The sequence below is a fragment of the Bradyrhizobium sp. 25ACV genome (assembly GCF_054863005.1).
This window is the reverse complement of record NZ_JAVAYO010000083.1, coordinates 1-275: the sequence shown is the minus strand read 5'-3', so window position 1 is coordinate 275 and position 275 is coordinate 1. Positions and strand designations below refer to the sequence as shown.

1 protein-coding gene is annotated in these 275 nt (G+C 43.6%); it reads left to right on the top strand.

What is annotated here, in order from left to right; translation table 11 throughout:
• Positions 1-275 (top strand): CdaR family protein (locus tag RAD04_RS38675; protein ID WP_461627969.1); only part of this gene is annotated, 275 nt, incomplete at both ends.

Below are 275 nucleotides of genomic sequence, written 5' to 3'. Positions count from 1 at the left end.
GCTGGGCCGTTAAGTTTCTTGCATTGGTCTTCGCTTTATTGCTGTATGGTGCAGTCAATTCAGCGCAAGCGCCCACGCCGAAAAAAATCGGTGAATCCTTTTTCCCAACATCGACAACAGATGAAGCAACCTTAACGGACATTCCTGTTAAAGCGTATTATGATGACGAGAAGTATGTCGTCACTGGTGTGCCGCAGACAGTCAATGTCACAATTAAAGGTTCAACAAGTGCTGTGAAAACAGCAAGACAAACAAAGAACTTTGAAATTTACGCA